Consider the following 17,567-nt stretch of genomic DNA (forward strand, 5'->3'; position numbering starts at 1 on the left):
GCGGTCGCCGCCGGCCGGTTCGATCTCGACGGTGTCGTCCTGCGCCGGCGACCCCGTCGCCACGTGCTCGCTCACCTCTGCATCCTCGGGTCGTGGGTGGGGTCGGCGTACATGGGCGGGCAGCGGCCGTCGACCGCCTCGGTGCGCAGCTCGTAGTGCCAGGGCTCGTTCCGGTACACCGGGCACAGCCCGTAGGCGGCGCCGTGCTCGAAGAGCCATGTCTGCGCGTCGGATCCCCCGATGTCCACGGCGTCGCCCGACACGTGCGGAGACGTCTCGGGAGTGGCCACCCACCGGGCGGCCTCCGCCACCGAGCCGTGTTCCGCGACCGCCTCGCGCAGCAGCCGCTCCTGGTACGCGGCGGAGCGCCAGCCGCTGTTGACCTGGAACCCGACTCCGTAGGCGGCGGCGTCCGCCGCCGCCTCGCGCAGCGCATCGAGCAGTTCGGCGTCGAGTTCCGCCACGGCCGGAGTCGCGTCGTCGAAGACCGTCGTGCCGTCGGGGACGACACCGTCGGCTTCGCCGACCGGGCCGCCGTGCTCCCGGCGCGGGGAGGACGTCCGGGGTACCGGGGCCGACGCGTCCGGGGTGACCGGGGCGGCGGAGTCAGCCGGGGCGGCGGTGCCGGACGGCGTCTCCATCGACCGGTAGCCGAGGGGCACGACGACCGCCGCGATGACGGCGATCACGCCGGCGCCCGCGAAGGTGCGAATCCGGTGGTGGCGCGGTCGCGCCGATCGTCGGGTGCGAGTCATGCCGCCAGTGAAGGCGGCGCGGCGTTGCCGGTGCGTATGCGGTTTTCCATACGCCGGCGATATGCGTCCGCTCCGCGTGCACCCGCGTTACGGCGGCCGCCCGGCGGCGGCCGGCCGCGACGGGCCGCCGGACGCCGTCCGGCACCACCCGCCGCGGTGCGGCGTCAGATGCCGAGCGGCGCTTCGTACGCCTGCGCCACGGCGTCCTTGTCGCCCTCCAGCTCCACCTGCGCCGCCTCCTGCCGCCCGGTGGCGAACAGCAGCAGCTCCGCCGGCTCCCCGGTCACCGTGACCACCGGCGCGCCCCGGTGGGCCACCGCCGTCTGCCCGTCCGGCCGGCGCAGCACCAGCCCGACGGGCGACTTGCGGCCCACCATCCGGGCGCTGCGCTCCAGCCGCTGCCACAGCGTGTCGGAGAAGACCGCGTCCAGCTCCCGCGGCGCGTAGCCGGGCTGCGCGCGGCGGACGTCCTCGGCGTGCACGTAGAACTCCACGACGTTCGCCGCCTCGTCGACCTGCTTCAGCGCGAACGGCGAGAACCGCGGCGGCCCGCTGCGGATGAGCTGCACCAGCTCCTCGTACGGCTTCTGCCGGAACTCCGCCTGCACGCGCTCCAGCCGGTTCTGCAGCGGCTTGAACAGGATGCCGCCCGCCGCGTCCTGCCGGCGTTCGCGTACCACCACGTGCGCGGCCAGGTCGTACGTCGTCCAGCCCGCGCACAGCGTCGGCGCCTCGGGCCCCGCGCTCTCCAGCAGATCGGCGAGGAGGAGCCGTTCCCGCTTCGCATGGGTCGTCATGCGGCCACCCTACGGCGGCGGGCGGCGCCGGGGCACGCAATGCCGCAGCCGAGTTGCGGCCCGCGCGCCACCCGCGGGAGGGGCGTGCGTCAACGGGAGTTCACGGCAGCGGCGCGGTGAGCTTCGGGCCGTCCGGTTCGGTGCTGAGCGTCAGCGCGCAGGAGATCTCGTCCTGGCTCTGGTACTCGTACGTCGTCAGCGTCGGATAGAGCGCGTAGTAGAAGTAGTGCCGCCCGTCGGCCGGCATCGTCTCCAGCTTCTTCTCCGCCGCCCGCTGGCACAGGCCCAGCGCCTGCTCGTCGAGCGCGTCGCCGTCGGCGAAGTCGCCGCTGAGCGTGCGGTTGCCGATGATCTCGCCGTCGTGCGGGCCGTCGCACGGGCGCGTCTCGACCGACTCGACGCCGGTGTCCAGCGAGGGGTGGTCGAAGCACTCGCCGGTGCGCAGCACCACGTACGGGATGTGCGACTCGCCCGGCTCCAGGTCCCCGGGCGGGTCCGCGGCGTCGGCCGCCGACCCCGCACCGGCGCTCCTGGTCGCCGCGGTGCCCGCCGCGCCGCCCGCGCCCGCCGCGCCGCCCGCCTCCACGTGGCCGATGACCGCCGGCTCGTAGAGCTGCACCGTGCCCCGCGTCGGACGGCGCTCGTCCACCTCCACCACGTGCCCGTCGAAGATCTCCCCGACCCGTCCGCTCATGAGCGCCGCCTCGACCAGGTCCACGCACTCCCGCTCCAGCCGGGCCGCCCGCCGCGCGCCCTCCGCCATCAGCCCCGGGAGGCCGTCCAGCGCCTCCCGCACCCACTCCGGCGCCGGCTCGCCGGCCACCGCCGCCAGGCACAGCTCCCCGGCGTACCGGTCGGCCAGCCGCCGCAGCGGCGCCGTGCAGTGCGCGTACTCCTCGGCCACGGCGGCGTGCACCGCGTCCCGCCGCCCCGGCGGCCGGCCGTCGAAGACGGTGTACCCGGCGCCGCGCAGCAGCGTGGTGCACTGCTGCAGGAACGCCGCGTGGTTGGCCATCTGCGGGTTGAGCGAGCGGACCAGCTCGGGGTAGTCCAGCCCCTCGGGCCAGTCGACGTCCAGCGCGCGGGCCACCCGGTGCAGATACGTCAGGGCGTCGCGCCGCGCCGGCGGCAGGGTGCGCAGGATGCCGGTGCCGGAGGCGAGCATGAGGTCCGCGGCGGCCATTCCGGTGAGCAGGGACAGCTGGGCGTTCCAGCTGTCGGCGGGCAGCGGGGCGCGGTACTCCAGCGTGTAGCCGCCGTACCGCTGCACCACCTCCTGCTCCGGTACGCCCAGCGAGATCCCGCCGCGCTCGCGCTCCAGCTCCTCGCGCAGCAGCCCGACGTCGCGCAGCAGCGCGACCGGCTCCTCGGCCGTGCCCTCGTCGATGGCCTGCTGCACGCCGACGTAGTCGAGCCGGGCCCGGCTGCGTACGAGCGCGCGGGCGACCCTGACCTCGGCGAGCTGCCCGCCGGAGTCGAGGTCCAGCTCCCAGAGCAGCGCGGGGGCGGTCTGGTCGGGCAGCAGGCTGGTGGCGCCCTCGGAGAGCCGCTCGGGGTGCAGGGGCACGCGGGTGTCGGGGAAGTACAGCGTGGTCACGCGGCGGTGCGCCTCGGCGTCGACGGCACCGCCGGGGGAGACGAACGCGGCGACGTCGGCGATGGCGTAGCGGACCCGGAAGCCGCCGCCGCCCCGGCGGGCGAGGTGCACGGCCTGGTCGAGGTCGCGGGAGCCGGGCGGGTCGACGGTGTAGAACGGGATGTCGGTCACGTCCCGCACGGGCAGCCGGGGCGCCTTCGCGGCGCGCTCGGCCTCGGCGAGCACCTCGGGCGGGAACGCCGCGGGCACGTCCTCGGCGGCGCGCAGCCGGCGGAGGGCGGTGCGGAGGGGGGCGTCCTCGGCGTCGTCGGCGTGCAGGAAGCGATGGGGCACGCATCTCACCATAATTCGGACAGGCCGCTCGGGCGCGTCATCGTGGGCGCCACGGGGGAGCCGGACGCCGCCGCCGGCGGCGCGGGCGCGGGTGGTCAGACCGGCTGCAGCGGGTGGTGCGGGGCGTCCGGCAGCACCACGGCGACCGGGTCGCCGGGACGTACCGCACCGCCCGTCAGCACCACGCTCATCACGCCCGCCTTGCGCACCACGTTCCCCGCGGCGTCCCGCCCCACGACCTGCTGGAGCAGACCGTCCTGGAAGCCGTCGATCTGGACGCAGGGGTTGCGCAGCCCGGTGATCTCGACCACCGCCTCCGCGCCGAGGTGCAGGTGCGTGCCGGTGGGCAGGCCGAGCAGGTCGATGCCGCGGGTGGTGATGTTCTCGCCCAGCTCACCGGGGCGTACCGGAAAGCCCGCCGCGGCGACCTCGGCGAACAGCTCCTCGTGGATGAGGTGCACCTGCCGCAGGTTCGGCTGGGAGGGGTCGCGGGCGACCCGGGAGCGGTGCCGGACCGTGACGCCGGCGTGCACGTCGCCCTCCACCCCGAGCCCGGCGAGGAGGGTGACCGACTCGCGGGGCGGCTTGCGGAAGGTGTGGTCGCCGCTGCTGCAGACCGCCGTGACCGTGCCGTCCATGCCGTACGGACCCCCTCCGCGCCGTGATCGCCGGACCCGTACGAGCGTAACCCGGCGCGGCCCGCGTGAGGCCGCCTGCGGTCGGGGATCCGCGGGAGGCGGCCGCGGACCGCTGTCCGAGGGCTGCCCGGCCCTGACCACCGGGCAGCCCCCGGCCCGCCGCGGATCCCCGCGGCCCCCGGGGCGCCGGCGGGCTCCCGCTGCCCCCCGCCGGCGCCCGTGGGGTGTCAGAAGGGCGTCAGCGTCAGCGTGAGCCGCTGCGGCGCCCGGTCCTCGATGTACGACGCGAAGCCGGAGACGTCGTCGAAGGCGAACCCGTACGCCCGCCCGTCCGCCGACACCTCGTGCATCACCCGTGCGTAGTGGTTTGAGATGTCGGTGCCGTAGAAGGCGGCGGCGTCGGTGACCGGCTGGTCGGCGTGGTCGCGCAGCGTGCTGCGGTTCAGCGCCGCGCCGAGGACGGCGGCGACCGGGCCGGTGGTGCCGTCGTTCGGGGCGGCGAGCGTCCCGTCGCAGAACAGCACGTCGCGGGTGGACGGCCGGTCGAAGGCCACGTCGGCGGGGCCGGTGAACGCCAGCCGGTCGCCGGCGACGCGGCCGGTGAAGGTCCCGGCGTTCGTGGTGACCCTCAGGTCCCTGCCCGCGTACGCCGACCAGACCTCGTCCACGTACCCGTCGAGATACGCGCTGTCGAAGAGCCCGGCGTCCAGACCGTGCCCGGGCGCGACGACGCGTAGCCCGTCCGCGTCCACCAGCCGGTCGAACCCCTCGGTGCCGGCCAGGGTGTCGAACGCCCGCTGGCGGCCGCCCTCCTTGATCGTCCCGACCGTCTGGTCGGCCTCGCCCGTCAGGTGGATGGACATCGGCACGCTGAACATGTCGACCATGGTGGTGTTGCAGAACATGCCGGCGTCGTTGTGCGTGAACTCCATGCAGTCGTGTACCAGCGGGTAGTTGGGGTCGGTGGACACCCAGCCGGCGGGGTAGGCGAGCGCCGCGTTGCCGGCGCCGTCCGTGACCGCCTTCATCTTGAGCTTGCCGCCGAGGGCGACGTAGAGGCGGCCGGACATGTGGGGCAGGGTCAGGGTCGTGTCGCCGCTGCCGGCGAAGGGGAGGGCGTAGTCGGTGTAGCCGTCGGGGCCGTTGTCGTCGAGCGAGACGGGCGCCAGCGTCCCGTCCGGGGTGAGGCGGACCTGCCGGCCGCCCTCGTTGCCGACGACGTAGATGCTGATCGAGGAGTTCTCGTACGCGCCGGTCCTGTTGACGACGGTCACGTCGAGGGCCGCGGCGGCGCCGCCCGCCCGCGCCGCGGAGAGCACCAGGGGTGTCCCCGCGGCGGCGGACGCGACGGCCAGACCACCCAGCAGCCTGCGTCGCGAGATCACTGGGCGGCACCTCCGGACTGCTCGACGGACACGTAGTCGACGACCATCGGCACTCCCGGCCGGGTGGCGTCGGTCGGGGTGGCGTGGCCGGCGACGCCGTCGGGGAAGGCGCCGCCCATGGCCACGTTGAGGAGGACGAAGTGGCCGTGGTGGGCGAGGTCCGCCCAGGTCCCGGCGCCGACCTGGTCGGCGTTGACGGAGTGGTACTGCTGGCCGTCCACGTACCAGCGCAGCTCCTCGACCGGGCCGGAGCGGTCCAGCTCCAGGGCGTACTCGTGGAAGCCGGACTGGCAGCTGGTGCCCGGGCAGGCGCGGGAGGCGCCCAGGCCGTTGTTCTCGTCGCACGGGCCGCCGGGCGCGGTGCCGCAGTGCAGGACGCCCCAGACGCTGTTGACGCCGTTGACGTTCTCCATGATGTCGAACTCGCCGATGCCCGGCCAGTTCCAGTAGTTGCCGCGGTAGGCGTCGCCCAGCGTCCAGAACGCCGGCCAGTAGCCGAGAGCCTCGGCGCCGGTGATGTCCGGCATGTGGATACGGGCCTCGATGCGCATCACGCCGCCGGCGGGGGCGGCGAAGTCGGTGCGCTGCGTCTCGATGCGGGCGGACGTCCAGCCGCCGGAGGCGTCGCGGCGCGGGGTGATGGTGAGGTTGCCGTTGCCGTCCTTCCGGAGGTTCTCGGGGCTGTCCGTGTACGTCTGGATCTCCCCGGTGCCCCAGTTGGCCGGGCCGCCGGGGTAGGACGTGCCGGTGTCGACGATCCAGTCGGCGGCGTCCGGCGGGGAACCGGCGGCGCCGTCGAAGTCGTCGCGGAAGACCTCGGCGAGGGGCGCCGGGTCGCCTCCGCCGTCCTCGCCGGCGGTTGCGGAGGGCAGGGTCAGGGCGCTGACCGCGGCCAGCGCCGCGACCGCGCACAGCAGGCTCCTGCGCCACCGTCGTCGTAGTGCATGCATATCTGGCTGCTCCTCGGGAGTGTGGGGGGATGAGGAGTTCTCCCCTGGGGATGCGCCCCTTTGAGAGCGCTCTCAGGTTGTGTTGAGGCACACTGCCGAGTGGGCGGGCTACTGTCAAGGCCCACCGAGTGAAGAGGAGTTGAGGTGTCCGGGAACCGCCCCACGCTGGAGGCCGTCGCCGCCCGCGCCGGAGTGTCGCGGGCCACGGTGTCCCGCGTGGTCAACGGCGGCGCGGGGGTGCGCGAGACGCTGCGCGAGCGCGTGCACCGCGCCGTGGCCGAACTCGGCTACGTACCGAACCAGGCCGCGCGCACGCTCGTCACCCGGCGCACGGGTGCGGTCGCCGTCGTCATCGCGGAGCCCGAGAGCCGGGTCTTCTCCGACCCGTTCTTCGCCCGGCAGCTGCGCGGGATCAGCGGGGCGCTGGCCGCGGCGGACACGCAGCTGGTGCTGCTCTACGTCGCGGACCGGGAGGACTACCCCCGCATCGGCCGGTTCCTGGCCGGCGGGCACGTGGACGGCGCGCTGATGTTCTCGCTGCACCGCGACGACCCGCTGCCGGGCATGGCCGCGGAGGCCGGGCTGCCGGTGGTCTACGGCGGCCGGCCGGGCTGGCCGGGGGCGGCGGCGGAGCCGGGGCTGCTGTACGTGGACACCGACAACCGGGCGGGCGCGGAGCTGGCGGTGCGGCACCTGCTGGGGCGGGGGCGGCGGCGGATCGGGCACATCGCGGGGCCGCTGGATCAGACGTCGGCGGTGGACCGGCTGGCGGGGTACCGGGCGGCGCTGGCGGCGGGCGGTGCGGCCGGCGACGCCGGTGACGCCGGCGGGGGAGGGGCGTCGTACGGCGGGCCCGGGGACCCGGAGCCGGGGCACCCGGGACCGGGCCGTCCGGAACTGGTCGCCGAGGGCGACTTCACCCCGGCCGGCGGCGAGCGCGCCATGGCCGAGCTGCTGGCCAGGGCCCCCGCCCTCGACGCCGTGTTCGCCGCCTCCGACCTCATGGCCACCGGCGCCCTGCGCACCCTGCGCGCCCACGGCCGCCGCGTCCCGGACGACGTCGCCGTCGTCGGCTACGACGACCTGGAGCCGGCGACGTGGACGGAGCCGCCGCTGACGACGGTGCACCAGGACGTCGAGGGGATGGGCACGTCGATGGCCCGGATGCTGCTCCACCGCCTCGGGGGCGGCCCGGAGCGCCAGGACCCGGTGGTGACGACGCCGCGGCTGGTGGTCAGGGAGTCCGGCTGAGGCTCTCCGCCTGGCCCCGGGACAGGCGGGCCGGCGGCGGCCCCCGGGGGGTGTTGTTTGCCCACTGTTTGACTTCACCTCACCGGCCGGTGGTCACGCTGTCGCAGAATCGAGGCCCCCCTCCGGACACGAAAGGCCCCTCCATGCAGGGAGAGCGACTCACCGCCCCCACGCCCCCGGGCACGCGGCTCCTCCACATCGGCCCGCACAAGACGGGCACCACCGCCCTCCAGGGCGCCTGCCACCGGGCGCGCGGCACCCTGCGGAAGCACGGCGTCGTGTACTCGAAGGCCGGCCGCCAGGCGAAGGACCCGGCGATCGCGGTCGCCAAGGCGGACCCGACACCGGCGGAGCGGGAGCCGTGGGAGGCGTTCTGCAAGGAGGCGGCCGAGTCCGGCGAGCAGCGGTTCTTCGCGAGCAGCGAGTTCTTCGCGACCGCCTCCGCCGAGGCCGCGCAGGCGGCGGTGAAGGAGCTGGCGGGCGACGGCGGCAGCGTGCACGTCGTCGTCACGCTGCGCCCGCTGCGCAAGATCATGCCGTCGCACTGGCAGCAGTACGTCAAGCACGGCCTCTGCGACTCGTACGAGACCTGGCTTGACGGCATGCTGCGCAAGCCCCCGTACCGCGAGCCGACCCCCGACTTCTGGCACCTGCAGCGCCACGACGAGCTGGTCGAGCGGTGGGCGGCGGCCGCGGGCCCGGAGAACACGACCGCGGTCGTGGTCGACGAGTCCGAGCCGCTGTGGCAGTTCCGCGTCTTCGAGCAGCTGCTCGACCTGCCCGAAGGCCTGCTGGAACCGGAGGAGCGGCACGGGAACTCCTCGCTCACGCAGAGCGAGGCGGAGCTGCTGCTGCAGCTCAACCGCAAGCTCCGGGACCGCAACTGGAGCAGGTACCGGCAGGGCAAGGTGATCCGCGAGGGCGTGGTGCCGCGGCTCCAGTCGTACGAGCCGGCGCCCGGCGAGCCGCGTATCACCACCCCGGAGTGGGCGGAGGAGGCGGTGGCGGAGGTCGCCGAACGGGTCGTCGCGGGCGTCGAGGCGTCGGGGGTACGGGTCGTGGGCGACCTGGCCGCGCTGGCCCGGCGGCCGAGCAGCCCGGCGGAGCCGGCGGCGCCGCGGGAGATCCCGACGGAGGCGGCCACGGAGGCCGTGCTCGGCGGGATACTGGCCTCGGCCGCGCTGGCGGCGAAGGCGACGCCTCCGCCGGCACCGGCCCCGGCGGTGCCGGAGGCCCACGCGGCGCTGGCGGACCGGCCGGTGCGCAACGTACCGGCGAAGGACCTGGTACGGGAGGTGGCCCGCCGCGCGGTGCGCAAGATACGGCGCTGAGCGGCGGGGCGCCCGTGCGCGCCCCGGGGGATCGTCGCGTGCCCGAGCCGCCCTCGGGCACGGGGTCAGCCCGAAGGGGGCAGGCGCAGTTGCATCCAGACCGAGCTGATGTAACCGCCGTTCTTCGTGGCGTACTCGTCGAAGGTGCCCACGTCGGTGAAGCCGAACTTACGGTGCAGAGCCACCGAAGCATCATTGGGAAGTGCGATGCCGGCCAGCGCGACATGGACCGGCTGCGCGCACAGCGTTTCGATGAGGGTGCGGTACAGCGCCGAACCGATCCCAGCGGCCCGCGCATCGGGATCCACGTAGATGCCCAGTTCAACCGTTTCGTCGAAGGCCGGATGCGTCCGGTAGGGACTGCTTGAGGCACACCCGAGTACCCGGTCGCCGGTAGTGGCCACGAACAGCTGGTGCGGGCCCGTGTCGGAGAATCTCTCGAACCACTGCAAGCGGCTCTCCACCGTGACCGGCTGGGTATCGAAGGTGATGATCGAGTGGGTGACGTAGTGGTTGTAGATCCGCACCAGCTCAGGAAGATCATCTTTGCGTCCGGTGCGTACTACCAGCTCGTCGACGGCTCGACGCCCGGCCTCGCGGTCTCTTCCGGCCATGGGCCGCATCATGCCATGGTGGCTCTCCCGGATCAGCAGGCGGCCGGCCCGTCGCCGCAGATGCCGCAGCACGACCTCGACCGGGCGATCCGCGCAGCTGGCGAGCGCATCGGTCGGCCCCAACAGCGCGAACAAGCGCCTCGTCCCACACGGGGAAGCCGGTGCCATCGCAGCCGAACCTCCTCATGACCGACCGGGTCCTCGGCCCCGAAGGAACTCGTCGGGCACGACGGGCGAAGGAGAGGTGAAAGCCCAAGCGTTCGAAGCGTCCCTTGGACGAGAGGAGCCCCGATGACCGTCGAGCCAGGCGTCCGCACGGCGGCGGAGAGTGATGCCTCGGTGATTGCGCGGTCCGGGGATGAGCCCGAGGCATTCGCCGTGCTCTTCGACCGGCACGCGGATGCGGTACACCGTTATCTGGCCCGCAGGCTCGGCGGCGAGCCGGCCGACGACCTCATGGCGGAGACCTTCACCACTGCTTTCCAGCAGCGGCACCGGTACGACCCGGCGCGGGCCACGAGCAACGACGCCCGACCCTGGTTGTTCGGCATAGCGACCAACCTCGTCGGCCGGCACCGGCGGGCGGAGGCGCGCCGCTTCAAGGCCCTGGCCCGGGTCCCGGCTCCCGCCGATCACGAGGAGCCGCTGGCCGACCGGGCCGCGGCCCGGGTGGGGGCACAGTCCGTACGCCGCGAGCTGGCGGCGGCGCTGGGCGCGCTGCCCGCGCGGCACCGGGACGTACTGCTGCTGGTGGCGTGGGGTGGCCTCGGTTACGAGGAGGTGGCCCAGGCCCTCGGTGTACCCGTCGGCACGGTCAGATCACGGCTGCACCGGGCTCGTAGCAAGCTACGCGATGCGTTGGGCGGATCCGATCCGACGGCACTGCGAGAGGCATCCGACCATGACTGACGAACTCGAACTCCTGCGGGACTGGGACGCGGACGCGGCCCCCCTCACGGAGCCGGCCCGGGCGCAGGCCCGGCACCGACTGCTCAACACGATCGTGCACGCGGACCGGCAGCGGCACCCCGCCGCCGCCCGCCCCGCCCGCCCCGGCCGCCGCAACGCGCTGCGCATCGCGACAGCCGCGGTGGTCTTCACGGCGGTGACGGGGACGGCGGTGCTGATCGCCGGCGAGGACGCAGACGCCCCGCGGATGGTCAACACCCGCGCCGCGAAGGTGCTGAACGCCGCGGCGGTGTGGGAGAGCAAGCACGAGAAGCCCGTGGTGCCGCGCGACGACCAGTTCATCTACTGGAAGCGGATCATCACGGAGACGGAGCAGGGCACCGGCGAGGTCACGACGTTCGTGGACGAGATGTGGAACTCGGTGGACGGCTCCAAGCGCTCCCTGACCATGGAGCGCGGCCAGGTGTTCTGGGAGGAGCCCGTGAAGAAGGGCCACGGCGTGTGGCCGCCGCAGACGTGGAGCGAGCTGGAGAAGCTCCCCACCGACCCGGAGAAGCTGCTCCTGGCGATGACCGGGGACCGGACCCCGCCGGAGTCGATCAGCGAGCTCGGGGACGAACGCTGGTGGGACCTGGCGTTCAGCCTCACCGCGCTGCTCAAGGATCCGGTGCTGCCACCTGGGCTGCGCCCGGCGGCGTACGAGGCGCTGGCGCTGATCCCGGACATGAAGGTGGTCCCGGGGATGAAGGACGCGCGGGGGCGGGCCGGCGTGGGGATCGCGTACGCGAAGGCCCCGCCCGGAGAACCGAAGCAGAAGCCGGGACAGGAGCAGTACGCCATCTTCGACGCGCAGACGTACGAATACCTGGGCTTCCGGACAGGTTGCACCACGGCCTCCGGTAAGAAGTGTGTCCAGCGGTCCTACGTGGCGGACTGGGGGGTCGTCGACCGCTTGAAGCAGCGCCCCTAGCCTCGACCGTTCGTGAGTCCTCGTCGGTTCGCCGACGAGGACTCTGCTTTTGCGGAATGACGGCTTTCCGGTGGTGGGGCAGGGTGAAGGCCCGTCGTCGCCTCGGGCGGGCGCCGGGGTGGGGACGTTCCCTGCGGGTGATCCGTCACAGGCGCTCCACGAACTTCGCCCGCCACTCCGGTGCGGGGTCCGAGCCCAGCTCGTTCCAGTACTCCCGGGCGGCCACGACCCGGCCCGACCGCACCGTCCAGAACGAGGCCACTCTGTGCACGCCCATCGTCTCGTGCGGCACCTCCACCTCGGAGACGACCTCCTCGCCCGCGGCCACGATCCGCAGCACCCGGATCGACCAGCCCTCCGGGTACTCCGCGTTGACGCCCACGTAGTTGTCCCGGCCGGTGATCCGTTCGCCGCTGACCGGCCATTCGACGACGACGTCGGCGGCGAGAAGCTCACCGACGCCGCTCCAGTCCCGCGCCTGCATGCGGTCCCACAACGCTTGAATGATCTCTGACGGCTCCATGACCGCATGCTCTCAGCACCCACTGACATCGCGGACGCGCACGTCCCGCACGCCGGCGTTCACCCTTCCGGTCGACACCCCCCGCGCCGCGGGCTTTCATGGAACTGCCGGACTTCCCCCGGTTCGCACCTCCGGGGGAGGGGGCCGCGAGTGATCCCTACTCTCCGGCGGGAGGCGCACCGTGCACACCGACAGGCGCCCGGCGGGCGGCAGCGGCCGCGGCGACGGCCGCCGTGGGCGGCGTACCGAGCCCGGGCACGGCCGGGAGCCCGCCACCCCCGCCACACCCCCCGCGCCCACCGGGGCCGACAGGCCCGGGGCGGCGCGGGACGCGTACGAGGACGAGCGGGACCAGGCCATCGACGCCGATCCGCAACTGCGCGAGGTCGGCCGGGCGCGGCTGCGCAGGCGTGCGGGGCGGCCCGGCCGGGGTGACGGTTCCGGTGCGGCGGACGGCTGAGCGGCGTACCACCTGCTGATTACTCCCTCCGGTCGACACCTGAACGGAGGAGGCGTTACATGGTGATATGCCGGTTTCGTCGAACAAGTCGGCGAACCGCTTCTATCCCTGCACGCACCATCCAGCGGGAGGAACAGTGCAGACCGACAGGAACACAGCCAGGGGCGGCAGTGGCAAGGCCGCGAAAGCCGCGGGGGTAGGGCGCGAGACCGACGCCGCCGCTGCGGCGGGTGGCGGCGGCCAGGGCGAGACGATGGGCCGGCGCGGACAGCAACCGGAGCGCGAGCAGCGGGGCGGCGCGGCGGAGGAGCAGCGTGTCGTGGCGTACCGCGAGCGCCTGCAGGTCGAGCCCGTCGACCAGCGGCAGCCGATGGGCGAGGCCGAGGTCGCGATCCGGGTGCGGGAGTCGGCGCAGCGGTTCGAGGTCACCCGCGGGCACGACGAGTGCGTCGTGCGGCGCAGCGACGTGGACGGCAAGGAGGGCAACCTGGTCGCCGGCGACCACCACGAGTTCGTGGAGCGCAGCGTGAAGGTGCCGCTCTACGGCGAGAACGCCGAGGTCGTCGTCCACAAGGTGTCCGAGCCCTACGCGGTGGCCGACATCGGCACCAGGCGGGTCGAGGACACCCAGACGTTCGAGACCGTGCTCAAGACCGAGGAGATCGTCGAGAACGTGCCCTCCGGCGCGGGTTCCGCGATGAGCGTCCGCGAGGTGCAGGAGGGCTACGACCTGCGGCGCGGGGGCATCCGGTACGGGCAGCAGGAGCAGCAGGAGCAGCGCTCGGAGACCGGCGGGAAACACGGCCACGCCGCCGCGCCCGAGGGCGCCGACACCCCGGGCGCGGCCGAGGACATCGGAGAGGGCAAGGGCCGGGGCCGCTGGTTCTGACGGCGCCCGGCCGGACGACTGAACCGACCGAGCACGGGCGGGGGTCCGCGAAGGTGCGGGCCCCCGCCCGGTGCGCCGGACGGGGCGGAGACGGGCAGGCGCACGGTATTCGCGCGCGTGACGGCCGGGCCGGCCCTCTCACGCCGCCTTGCCCGGCTTCTTCGTCGTCTTCTTGGCCGCGGTCTTCTTGCTCGCGGTCTTCTTGGCGGCCGTCTTCTTGCCCGCGGTCTTCTTCGCCGCCGTCTTCCCGGCCGCCTTCTTCTTCGTCGTCTTCTTCGCCGCCTCCTTCTTCCGCGGCGTCCCCCCGCGCTTGTCCTGCGCCGCCTTGACGCTCGCCTCCAGCGCCGACATCAGGTCGATGACCTGCCCCCGCTCCTCGCCGCGCTCCTCCGCCGGCAGCGGCGCGACGCCCTCCTTGCTCGCGACGAGTGCCTCGACCGCCTCGCGGTACTCGTCCGTGAACTCGTCCGGGTCGTAGCCGCCCAGCGCGTCCATGAGGGAGTCGACCATGTCCAGTTCCTGCCGGCGCACCGTCACCTTCTCGTCCGGCGCCACCGACTGCGCCGAGCGCACCTCGTCGGGCCACAGCATCGTGTGCAGGACGAGCACGCCCTCTTCCGCCAGCACCCGCACCAGCGCGGGCGCCTCGCGGTTGCGGAGCGCGACCTTGACCACCGCCACCCGCCCCGAGCGCGTCAGCGCCTCGCGCAGCAGGACGTACGGCTTGGCGGCCGCGGCGTCGACGGGCTTCACGTAGTACGCGCGGGAGAACTGGATGGGATCGAAGCGGCCGGCCTCCTCGAACCCCACCACGTCGATGATCTTCTTGCTGGGCAGCGGCAGCTGGGCGAGGTCGTCGGGGGTGAGCACGACGAGTTCGCCGTCGGCCGTCTCGTACGCCCTGGTGATGTCGGCGTACTGCACCTCGCGGTCCTCCAGCTCGCAGAACCGCCGGTAGCGGATCCGGCCGCCGTCCTCGGCGTGCACCTGCCGGAAGGACACGCCGTGCTCCTCGGTGGCGGAGTACAGCTGGACGGGAATGCTGACCAGCCCGAAGGAGATCGCACCCTTCCATATAGATTTCATCCATATGTCCTCTCTCCCGGAGGTTCAGCATATGCCGGTCACCGAGGTCGAAGGCCGCCGCCTGAAGCTCAGCAACCTGGACAAGGTGCTCTGGCCGGAGTACGGCTTCACCAAGGGCGAGGCACTGCACTACTACGCCCAAGTCGCCGACGTCCTGCTGCCGCACGTGCGCGACCGGGCCGCCTCCTTCCTCCGCTTCCCGGACGGCGTGGAGGGGGAGCGGTTCTTCGCCAAGAACGCCCCGGCGGGCACGCCTGAATGGGTGAGGGCGGCCGATGTCGAGATGACCCGCAGCACCGTGCACCACGTCCTCGTCCAGGACCTGCCGACCCTGCTGTGGGCGGCGAACCTGGCGGCGCTGGAGCTGCACGTACCGCAGTGGAAGGCGCTCGACGGCAGGGGCGGGAGGAAGCCGGTGCGGGTCAGGGCGGACGACCGGCCCGCCGACCGGATCGTGTTCGACCTCGACCCCGGCCCGCCGGCCACGGTCGTGGAGTGCTGCCGCGCCGCGCTGCTGCTGCGCGACGCGCTGCGCGCGGACGGGCTCGACGCCTGGCCGAAGACGTCCGGGTCGAAGGGCCTGCACCTGTACGTGCCCCTCGCGCCCGCCTCCGCCGAGGCCGCCAGCGCGTACGCCAAGGCCCTGGCGCGGCGGCTGGAGGAGGAGAATCCGGAGCTGATCCTGCACCGGATGGCCAGAAAGCTGCGGCCGCGCAAGGTCTTCGTCGACTGGAGCCAGAACTCGCGCGCGAAGACCACCGTCGCCCCGTACGTGCTGCGCGCGAAGGCCCGGCCGACCGTTTCCACCCCGCTGACCTGGGGCGAGGTGGAGGACTGCGCGGATCCGGACGAGCTGGTCTTCCTCCCCGGCGACGTGCAGGGGCGCGTCCGGGAGTACGGGGACCTGCTGGAGCCGCTGCTGAGCGAGCACTTCGACCTGCCGGAAATGCCGGATTAGCCCATTCGTGGGACAGTGGAAACGACCGACACGTTCGGCAGGGTCACAGCAGCGGGCCCACTCCGCAGGGTCAGCGGCGCGGCGCGCGCCGGGGCCGCGGACAGCGAACGATCCCCGCTGCCGGACCGCGGGCGTGTCCGCACAGCCGTCCACCGGCGGTACGGGCACGCCCCGGCCGCGTGCGGCACAGGCGGCGCGGCGTGCCCCGGTGCGGGCGGGCCCGCCCGTGTGCCCGGCGTGCTCGGGGCGCCGGGCACGGGGACGGGGCACGGCACGTCGGGCGCGCGGCGGCGGGCGGCGGCCGAGGTCCCGGGGTGCCGTACGGGCACGTGCCCCGCGCCCGTATACGCCCGCCTACGCCCCCTCCTCCGGCGCCCGCGCCCCCTCCTCCGGCGCCCGCGCCTCCTCCGGGCTCTTGTCCGGCCGCAGCCCCCGCCACACCGGGTGCCGCAGCACACCCGTCGCCGTCCACTCCCCGTACGCGACCTCGCCCACCAGTTCCGGCTCCACCCAGTGCACCGCGCCCGCCGCCCGCACGTGCCGGTCGGCGACCGGGCCCGTGAACGGGCTCGTGTCCCGGGCCAGCCCCGCGAGCCGCTCCCGCAGCACCTCCAGCGCACGCTGCGAGAAGCCGCTGCCCACGCTGCCCGCGTAGGCCAGGCCGCCGTCCTTCGTCCACACCCCCATCAGCAGCGCGCCGATCGCGTCCGACCTGCCGCCCGCGCCCTCCGCCCAGCCGCCGACGACGACCTCCTGGGTGCGCACGTTCTTGATCTTCAACCAGAGGTCGCTGCGCCGGCCCGGCAGATACGGCGACGACAGCCGCTTTGCCAGCAGCCCCTCCAGCCCGTACCGCCGGGTCATCTCCAGCGCCTCGGCCCCGCCGCCCGCCCAGTGCGGAGGAGTACGCCAGTGCGGGCCGGCGACGTCCAGGCCGGCGAGCAGCGCGCGGCGCTCGCGGTACGGCAGGCGCAGGGTGGACTCGCCGTCGAGGTGCGGCACGTCGAACGCCATGTAGTCGACCGGCACCTCGGCGGCGAGGCGGGCGATGACGGCGCCGCGGGTGAGGTTCATGCGGCGCTGCAGCGCGCCGAACGAGGGCCGGCCGTCGGGGGCCACCGCCACGATCTCGCCGTCGAGTACGCAGGCGTGCCCGGCGGCGGCGAGGGCCTCGCCGAGCGGGGCCAGCTCGGGGTAGCGGGCGGTGACGTCGTTGTCGTTGCGCGACAGCAGCGTCAGCGAGCCGTCACCCGGGGCGTACGCGACGGCGCGGATGCCGTCCCACTTCAGCTCGTAGCCCCAGGAGGGGTCCGCGGCGGCCGGCGGCAGGCTGCCGGGGACCGCCAGCATGGGCGCGACGTGCGGCAGCCCGCCGAAGTCGGTCATGCGGGCAGGTTAAGTTCCGGGCCGGCGCTACGCCTCCTGGGCGATGTCCCCGCGCAGCGGCTCCAGGGTGCCGCCGATGGTCTTCACGGTGTCGTCCGGCACACCGAGGCCGACGAGGGTGGCCGTCAGATGGTCGACGACCCGCTCGAAGTGGGCCGTGGTGATGCCGAGCCCTTCGTGGGCCCTGCGCATGCCGCGGCCCTGGTAGCCGCCGGGGCCGCCGAGTGCGGCGCCTATGAAGGCGCGCTGGTGGCGCTTGAGCCGCTGCACGTCGATGCCGTCGAAGAACGGCTGCAGCTCCGGGTCGTCGAGCACTCGGTCGTAGAAGTTGTCCACGGCGGTGGCGACCGCCGTCTCCCCGCCGATCGAGTCGTAAATAGTCATGGGGCTTGATTATTGGGGCCGGTGGGGCTGGAGTGAAGAGCGTAGAACATTCAATTCCGGCCCAAGTTCTCGCCAACCAGGGCCCGCGAAAGGCGTGTTGTCAGCCGTTGCCGCCCATGCGCTGCAGGATTGCCCGCTTTGCCGTTGCGAACTCTTCGTCGGTCAGTATCCCGGCGGCGTGCAACTCGCCCAGCTCGCGCAGCCGGCGCAGCACGGCGTCGTGGTCGTCGGCCGGAACGGCCGCTTCCGGAGGCTCCGCCCCGGCGTCCGCCGGCTTGCGGAACTCCACCGGGGCCGCGTCCTCGGGCTCCGCGCCGGACGCCCCGCCGGCCGCGGGCCCGCCGTCCCCCG

General features: G+C 73.8%; 18 protein-coding genes and 1 pseudogene. 7 read left to right on the forward strand and 12 right to left on the reverse strand.

Going from position 1 to position 17,567, the window contains the following annotated elements; translation table 11 throughout:
* Positions 1 to 71: 71 nt before the first annotated feature.
* From ABD317_RS20350 to ABD317_RS20375, 6 genes and pseudogenes are all read right to left on the reverse strand, one after another.
* Positions 72 to 755 carry a M15 family metallopeptidase gene (locus ABD317_RS20350; protein ID WP_344291380.1) on the reverse strand — a complete coding sequence of 228 codons (684 nt, stop codon included), beginning with the start codon at positions 753 to 755 and terminating at the stop codon, positions 72 to 74.
* A gap of 164 nt (positions 756 to 919) precedes the next feature.
* Positions 920 to 1,552, reverse strand: a complete 633-nt coding sequence (locus tag ABD317_RS20355; RefSeq protein WP_027753666.1) for a TIGR03085 family metal-binding protein — start codon at positions 1,550 to 1,552, stop codon at positions 920 to 922.
* 571 nt (positions 1,553 to 2,123) lie between these two features.
* Positions 2,124 to 3,482 (reverse strand): annotated as a pseudogene (locus ABD317_RS20360) (ribonuclease catalytic domain-containing protein); the annotation flags it as partial.
* Between the two features lie 95 nt (positions 3,483 to 3,577).
* Entirely contained in the window at positions 3,578 to 4,120 is a 543-nt protein-coding gene (locus tag ABD317_RS20365; RefSeq protein ID WP_344291381.1) for an MOSC domain-containing protein, read from the reverse strand.
* Between the two features lie 227 nt (positions 4,121 to 4,347).
* Positions 4,348 to 5,505: a beta-1,3-glucanase family protein gene (locus ABD317_RS20370; RefSeq protein ID WP_344291382.1), complete on the reverse strand. Its 1,158-nt coding sequence runs from the start codon at positions 5,503 to 5,505 to the stop codon at positions 4,348 to 4,350.
* Positions 5,502 to 6,455: a glycoside hydrolase family 16 protein gene (locus ABD317_RS20375; protein ID WP_344291383.1), complete on the reverse strand. Its 954-nt coding sequence runs from the start codon at positions 6,453 to 6,455 to the stop codon at positions 5,502 to 5,504. The genes ABD317_RS20370 and ABD317_RS20375 overlap by 4 nt, the downstream gene beginning before the upstream one ends.
* Before the next feature lie 144 nt (positions 6,456 to 6,599).
* On the opposite strand from ABD317_RS20375, the gene ABD317_RS20380 reads away from it, so the two are divergent.
* Complete coding sequence (locus ABD317_RS20380; RefSeq protein WP_344291384.1) at positions 6,600 to 7,706, forward strand: LacI family DNA-binding transcriptional regulator; 1,107 nt, start codon at positions 6,600 to 6,602, stop codon at positions 7,704 to 7,706.
* Between the two features lie 143 nt (positions 7,707 to 7,849).
* The gene (locus ABD317_RS20385; RefSeq protein WP_344291385.1) at positions 7,850 to 9,037 is read left to right on the forward strand and encodes a hypothetical protein; all 1,188 of its coding nucleotides are present in this window, start codon (positions 7,850 to 7,852) and stop codon (positions 9,035 to 9,037) included.
* A 65-nt stretch (positions 9,038 to 9,102) separates the two neighbouring features.
* On the opposite strand, the gene ABD317_RS20390 is transcribed toward ABD317_RS20385, so the two are convergent.
* A complete protein-coding gene (locus ABD317_RS20390) occupies positions 9,103 to 9,786 on the reverse strand; it encodes a GNAT family N-acetyltransferase (protein WP_344291386.1) in 684 nt (227 codons plus the stop codon).
* 156 nt (positions 9,787 to 9,942) lie between these two features.
* Between ABD317_RS20390 and ABD317_RS20395 the strand changes: the two genes are divergently transcribed.
* Complete coding sequence (locus ABD317_RS20395; RefSeq protein ID WP_344291387.1) at positions 9,943 to 10,560, forward strand: RNA polymerase sigma factor; 618 nt, start codon at positions 9,943 to 9,945, stop codon at positions 10,558 to 10,560.
* Positions 10,553 to 11,530 (forward strand): CU044_5270 family protein, encoded by a 978-nt coding sequence (locus tag ABD317_RS20400; RefSeq protein WP_344291388.1) that lies wholly within the window; start codon positions 10,553 to 10,555, stop codon positions 11,528 to 11,530. Before ABD317_RS20395 ends, ABD317_RS20400 begins: the two co-directional genes overlap by 8 nt.
* 145 nt (positions 11,531 to 11,675) lie before the next feature.
* On the opposite strand, the gene ABD317_RS20405 is transcribed toward ABD317_RS20400, so the two are convergent.
* Positions 11,676 to 12,053: a nuclear transport factor 2 family protein gene (locus ABD317_RS20405; protein WP_344291389.1), complete on the reverse strand. Its 378-nt coding sequence runs from the start codon at positions 12,051 to 12,053 to the stop codon at positions 11,676 to 11,678.
* 181 nt (positions 12,054 to 12,234) lie between these two features.
* Between ABD317_RS20405 and ABD317_RS20410 the strand changes: the two genes are divergently transcribed.
* Together ABD317_RS20410 and ABD317_RS20415 are read left to right on the forward strand one after the other, a co-directional pair.
* Positions 12,235 to 12,513, forward strand: a complete 279-nt coding sequence (locus ABD317_RS20410; RefSeq protein ID WP_344291390.1) for a hypothetical protein — start codon at positions 12,235 to 12,237, stop codon at positions 12,511 to 12,513.
* Positions 12,514 to 12,649: 136 nt separating this feature from the next.
* Complete coding sequence (locus tag ABD317_RS20415) at positions 12,650 to 13,402, forward strand: DUF2382 domain-containing protein (protein ID WP_344291391.1); 753 nt, start codon at positions 12,650 to 12,652, stop codon at positions 13,400 to 13,402.
* A 138-nt stretch (positions 13,403 to 13,540) separates the two neighbouring features.
* Here ABD317_RS20415 and ku read toward each other — a convergent pair whose 3' ends face one another.
* Positions 13,541 to 14,488, reverse strand: a complete 948-nt coding sequence (gene ku, locus ABD317_RS20420) for a non-homologous end joining protein Ku (protein WP_344291392.1) — start codon at positions 14,486 to 14,488, stop codon at positions 13,541 to 13,543.
* A 31-nt stretch (positions 14,489 to 14,519) separates the two neighbouring features.
* Between ku and ligD (ABD317_RS20425) the strand changes: the two genes are divergently transcribed.
* Positions 14,520 to 15,446 (forward strand): non-homologous end-joining DNA ligase, encoded by a 927-nt coding sequence (gene ligD, locus ABD317_RS20425; RefSeq protein WP_344291393.1) that lies wholly within the window; start codon positions 14,520 to 14,522, stop codon positions 15,444 to 15,446.
* Positions 15,447 to 15,800: 354 nt separating this feature from the next.
* On the opposite strand, the gene ligD (ABD317_RS20430) is transcribed toward ligD (ABD317_RS20425), so the two are convergent.
* From ligD (ABD317_RS20430) to ABD317_RS20440, 3 genes are all read right to left on the reverse strand, one after another.
* A complete protein-coding gene (gene ligD, locus ABD317_RS20430) occupies positions 15,801 to 16,832 on the reverse strand; it encodes a non-homologous end-joining DNA ligase (protein WP_344291395.1) in 1,032 nt (343 codons plus the stop codon).
* 27 nt (positions 16,833 to 16,859) lie between these two features.
* Positions 16,860 to 17,216 (reverse strand): globin domain-containing protein, encoded by a 357-nt coding sequence (locus ABD317_RS20435; protein ID WP_027755933.1) that lies wholly within the window; start codon positions 17,214 to 17,216, stop codon positions 16,860 to 16,862.
* A gap of 100 nt (positions 17,217 to 17,316) precedes the next feature.
* A partial coding sequence (locus tag ABD317_RS20440) for an SHOCT domain-containing protein (protein ID WP_344291397.1) occupies positions 17,317 to 17,567 on the reverse strand: 251 nt, incomplete at its 5' end.

Source organism: Streptomyces synnematoformans, assembly GCF_039531005.1.
GTDB classification, from domain to species: Bacteria; Actinomycetota; Actinomycetes; order Streptomycetales; family Streptomycetaceae; genus Streptomyces; species Streptomyces synnematoformans.

What these genes read in the sequence shown, in the direction of transcription:
- ABD317_RS20350 (WP_344291380.1), bottom strand. Translation starts at nt 755, where the DNA reads ATGACTCGCACCCGACGATCGGCGCGACCGCGCCACCACCGGATTCGC.
- ABD317_RS20355 (WP_027753666.1), bottom strand. Translation starts at nt 1,552, where the DNA reads ATGACGACCCATGCGAAGCGGGAACGGCTCCTCCTCGCCGATCTGCTG.
- ABD317_RS20365 (WP_344291381.1), bottom strand. Translation starts at nt 4,120, where the DNA reads ATGGACGGCACGGTCACGGCGGTCTGCAGCAGCGGCGACCACACCTTC.
- ABD317_RS20375 (WP_344291383.1), bottom strand. Translation starts at nt 6,455, where the DNA reads ATGCATGCACTACGACGACGGTGGCGCAGGAGCCTGCTGTGCGCGGTC.
- ABD317_RS20385 (WP_344291385.1), top strand. Translation starts at nt 7,850, where the DNA reads ATGCAGGGAGAGCGACTCACCGCCCCCACGCCCCCGGGCACGCGGCTC.
- ABD317_RS20395 (WP_344291387.1), top strand. Translation starts at nt 9,943, where the DNA reads ATGACCGTCGAGCCAGGCGTCCGCACGGCGGCGGAGAGTGATGCCTCG.
- ABD317_RS20400 (WP_344291388.1), top strand. Translation starts at nt 10,553, where the DNA reads ATGACTGACGAACTCGAACTCCTGCGGGACTGGGACGCGGACGCGGCC.
- ABD317_RS20405 (WP_344291389.1), bottom strand. Translation starts at nt 12,053, where the DNA reads ATGGAGCCGTCAGAGATCATTCAAGCGTTGTGGGACCGCATGCAGGCG.
- ku (WP_344291392.1), bottom strand. Translation starts at nt 14,488, where the DNA reads ATGAAATCTATATGGAAGGGTGCGATCTCCTTCGGGCTGGTCAGCATT.
- ligD (WP_344291393.1), top strand. Translation starts at nt 14,520, where the DNA reads ATGCCGGTCACCGAGGTCGAAGGCCGCCGCCTGAAGCTCAGCAACCTG.
- ligD (WP_344291395.1), bottom strand. Translation starts at nt 16,832, where the DNA reads ATGACCGACTTCGGCGGGCTGCCGCACGTCGCGCCCATGCTGGCGGTC.
- ABD317_RS20435 (WP_027755933.1), bottom strand. Translation starts at nt 17,216, where the DNA reads ATGACTATTTACGACTCGATCGGCGGGGAGACGGCGGTCGCCACCGCC.